Genomic DNA, 3,530 nt, shown 5'->3' with positions numbered 1-3,530 from the left:
GTGCAAATGGTCGTCGACGTTGGTGATGAGGTGGTTGAACACCATCCTTCGCCAAAGTTGCTGGCTATCGGCCTTGAAGGACTGGCACGTCGACCGCATGGCATCGACCACTTCGGTATACGCGTGCTCTTCGTTGCGTCCCGCCTGCAGCAGCGTCGTTCCGGACATGTAAGGGATGCGTGCCCCGTCGGTCGTGCGGTCGAAGCGTCGAATGACGGCCACCGGCACGCCCCGGACCACCGCGATGCGCGACGGCGCCACGTCGATGCCTGCCATGCGGGCTAGGTGCAGGGCCAGTACCTCCCCGCGCGTGACGCTGCGCTCGTCCTTGACGCTCGGGAACTTTCCCAGCGCCAGTGCACCGTCCTCATCGAGCAAGCTGCACTTGGGCCGCATGCCGCCCAGCGACGTGCCCTTGCCGATCAGGTAGTTCAAGTCCTCGGCGGTCTCGGTGCTCATCTCCACCGCCCGGGAGGCCGCCAGCATCTTGTCCAGCTCCAGCAGCGGGGGCGTGGCGCGCTGGCCGGACGCGGCGGTCCGCAGGTAGCGCTTTTTCGCGTCTCGCAGACGCAACGCGCCAATGCGGCTGAAGTCATCGACCGCACTCAAGTAGTCGAGCTCGTTCAGGGCGCCCAGCGCTGGATTGTTCTTTCGAGCCTTCGCATGGGCGCGCGCTATGACCCGGCGCCCCCAGCTGTCAGGCTCGGTGTCCGCCAGTGCAAAGAAGAAGGTGGAGTCGTTCTGGGTGGGTGCCTTGCGAAGCTGGTAGCCCGAGCCTTTGACCAGATCCGGCGAGATGTCGAAGTAGCGCGAGTCGTTCAACCAAGCGTCGAAGTAGGCGAACTGCGAGAACTGTCGAGGGCCGTTGCGCAAGTAACCGAGCTTGCCCACAGCATGTTCCGCAGCCCCCAGGACCACCTCCAGTTCAACCTGGGTGACCACCGACTTGCGAGGGGCAGGCTTCGTTGCCATGGTTCAAAACGCTCCACTGTCCGCCTTGGGGCGGCGCTGCCGAACCCGCTGTGGCAACTTCTCGTCCATGAGCGCCAGGCCTACGCTGTCCTGTGCCGTGTCCAGCAACCCGTTGAGCTTGTCCAATTCACCGAAGACATGCAGTGCTCGGGCAATGTGCTGCAGAGCCGTGCCAGCAAACCCGTCTTCCATGCGCCGCACGGTGTTGACGGACGCGCCGATGCGCTCGGCCAGCATCTGCTGCGACATGTGGCGCCTGCGTCGTGCCAGCGAAATGCTCTGGCCCAGGCGAAGCAGCGCTCGTTCGACAGGAAGAGGGATCGGGCTGTTCATCATTAACACCCAAATAGAATGCACTAAATACTTTAGTAGTGCTTTTAAGAGCGATCATGAGCATCGCCATGGCTTGCGTCAAGTCCTTATCAACTATTCGCCATATTTGGTCGTTTGTCGCCAATTAACGCCCATATGTGGACGTTTAAAAGGCCATAAGCGCGCTGCAACCTGCCGGCTACACCCCATCTGTACAACAACCTGTACAGCGGCCTGCTGACCTCGGGCGCCAACATCCGCATGGGCGGCTACTCGCTGATCGAGGGCAACTGGTTCGAGAACTCGCAGAACCCSGTGACCTCGCGCGACAGYCCCTCCATCGGCTAYTGGCAGCTGCGCGGCAACAACATCACSAGYCCKKCCGACTTCGCGACCTATGGCATCACCTGGGTGGCCAGCGGCTCGTCACCGTCGCGGGATGCGACGGACTGGGCCAGCACCGCSACCTTCCCGCTCGGCATTCCCTACGGCTACACGCTGCAGGCGCCGTCRTGCGTGAAGCARAAGCTGCCGGCGGCGGCGGGGGCGGGGACGGGGTTGGCGAAGGTCAGCTGCTGATGGCGTGGCCGGTCGGCGCCCCACAAAGTGAGCCGACCGGCCACCCGCTAYGTCATCCCCAGGTCATGCTCCACTCGACTCGGACATGGGGCCTGAGCTGCAGCTCGCAGAACTTGATGCGCTCGTCGTTGAACGCCACGCGCAGAACTTCCCTGCCTCCAGCCGATTCGATGTGCCAGGTATGGGCCATCACCGAACTGAACCGCAGCCGCAGCAAATCGCCCTGCCACCATTCGACAGCGAACTCCATGTCATCCGGTGCAACGGTAGCGACGACCCGGTCGTCCCCGCGCAGCGTCGCGAATCTCGCACCGTAGTACCAACCTTCGGCGTGAGTCCACTCGGGCTCCGTCTCGAAGAACACCACATAGTCAAGAAGCTCGAGCCGATCGGTCATCCATTCTCTCCACCCCCATCGCCACCACCGTCGGCGCTCCCGTAAACCGCAGCACCCCCGCATCCAGCACCGCCGCAATCACACCCAGCATGACGCCCATGCCCATGCCGTAGCCCGAGCAGGCATGCGGCGGCGGGCCCTGGGGATCGGCGCAGTCACCGCCAAAGGCGACGTGGTGGCGCAGCGGGTCCTGCTGTGTGGCCGAGCCCAGCCCCACGACGACGACGCGGCCGGCCTCGACATCGACCTGTCCCAGGCGGTGCGCTTCGCGCGCCTTGCGCCAGACCTGGAAGGGCGTGGGGCGCCGGGTCAGCGTCGCGACCATCGTCGGGCGCAGCCGGGCCACGGCCTCGGCGTAGGGGCGCATCTGGGTCTGCGGATCGGGCACGACTTCGTGCCACAGCGGCTGCAGCTCCCACAGCTTGCGCGTCTGCACCCAGGCGGCCAGCACGGTGATCAGGTTGGCATGCGTGGTGGGCGGAAAGCCCAGCATGATGCCGGCCAGCGTGCATGCAGCCAGGTCGGGCGTGGCGTCGGGCAGGGCTCTGGCAGCGGCGACGATCTTCTGCGCCAACGGCGGCAGCACGGTGCCCGGCTCAGCCAGCCAGGCCTCGATGGCTGCCGTGAAGCGGCGGCCGGCGGCGCGGCCTTCGGCCTGCACCGCCTCGGTCGGGTAGGGACCGAAGACATGGCGCGAGACCTTGAAGAGATCACGCGGGCAGCGCGCGGCCGCCCCTTGAGCCGGCGCCTCGGCATGGAATTCGGTGCCCCGGATGTGGCGCCCGTCGGGCTGCCCGAACCACCGCTGGCACAGCGCGGCCAGCACGCCTTCGCTCAAGCGCTCGAAGTCCAGCGGCGTGTCGGTGGGCAGGTCCTTGGGTTTCTGCGAAGCCGGAAAAGCGTTCAGCAGCCCATGGGCCTCTTCCTTCAGCTTCGCCAGGCCGGCCTTGGCGACCTGGTAGGCGGTGGCATAGCAATCAGCCTCGCTGAAGGCCTCGATGGCCGCATTGATGATGGGCGCCAGTGCTCGATGACCGCTGCTTTCGTCCTGACCCAGAAAGCCCAGGCCGATGGAGTCGTGCATGCGCTCGCCGTAGCCGCTGACGGAGTAGCGGTCGGGGGCGTTCCTCAGCACCTCGCAGACGCGCTCGGGCGCGCCCACCAGCACGCCATAGGCCGTGTCGACGACGCCATCAGGCTGGGCGCGCACCCAGGCCCAGGCGGCATCGCGGGTGTTGGTGTCTTCCAGCCAGAGTTGCATGGCCGCCTT

At 65.7% G+C, this 3,530-nt stretch carries 5 protein-coding genes; 1 reads left to right on the top strand and 4 read right to left on the bottom strand.

Annotated elements, in window-relative coordinates:
- Positions 1-972, bottom strand: a 972-nt coding sequence (locus ACXJKR_RS27465; protein WP_457325525.1) for a type II toxin-antitoxin system HipA family toxin, incomplete at its 3' end; no start/stop codon positions are given.
- Positions 973-975: 3 nt separating this feature from the next.
- Positions 976-1,305 carry a helix-turn-helix domain-containing protein gene (locus tag ACXJKR_RS27460; protein ID WP_457325524.1) on the bottom strand — a complete coding sequence of 110 codons (330 nt, stop codon included), beginning with the start codon at positions 1,303-1,305 and terminating at the stop codon, positions 976-978.
- Positions 1,306-1,545: 240 nt separating this feature from the next.
- On the opposite strand from ACXJKR_RS27460, the gene ACXJKR_RS27455 reads away from it, so the two are divergent.
- The gene (locus tag ACXJKR_RS27455; RefSeq protein WP_457325523.1) at positions 1,546-1,863 is read left to right on the top strand and encodes a hypothetical protein; all 318 of its coding nucleotides are present in this window, start codon (positions 1,546-1,548) and stop codon (positions 1,861-1,863) included.
- A 52-nt stretch (positions 1,864-1,915) separates the two neighbouring features.
- On the opposite strand, the gene ACXJKR_RS27450 is transcribed toward ACXJKR_RS27455, so the two are convergent.
- Complete coding sequence (locus ACXJKR_RS27450) at positions 1,916-2,260, bottom strand: hypothetical protein (RefSeq protein ID WP_056191399.1); 345 nt, start codon at positions 2,258-2,260, stop codon at positions 1,916-1,918.
- A partial coding sequence (locus tag ACXJKR_RS27445; RefSeq protein ID WP_457325521.1) for a hypothetical protein occupies positions 2,235-3,530 on the bottom strand: 1,296 nt, incomplete at its 5' end. The genes ACXJKR_RS27445 and ACXJKR_RS27450, both read right to left, overlap by 26 nt.

This window comes from Roseateles sp. P5_E11, from assembly GCF_054049355.1.
This window is presented reverse-complemented; position numbering and strand designations above follow the sequence as displayed.

Excerpts from the sequence above, each read along its gene's own strand:
- ACXJKR_RS27460 (WP_457325524.1), bottom strand. The coding sequence starts at position 1,305 with ATGAACAGCCCGATCCCTCTTCCTGTCGAACGAGCGCTGCTTCGCCTG.
- ACXJKR_RS27450 (WP_056191399.1), bottom strand. The coding sequence starts at position 2,260 with ATGACCGATCGGCTCGAGCTTCTTGACTATGTGGTGTTCTTCGAGACG.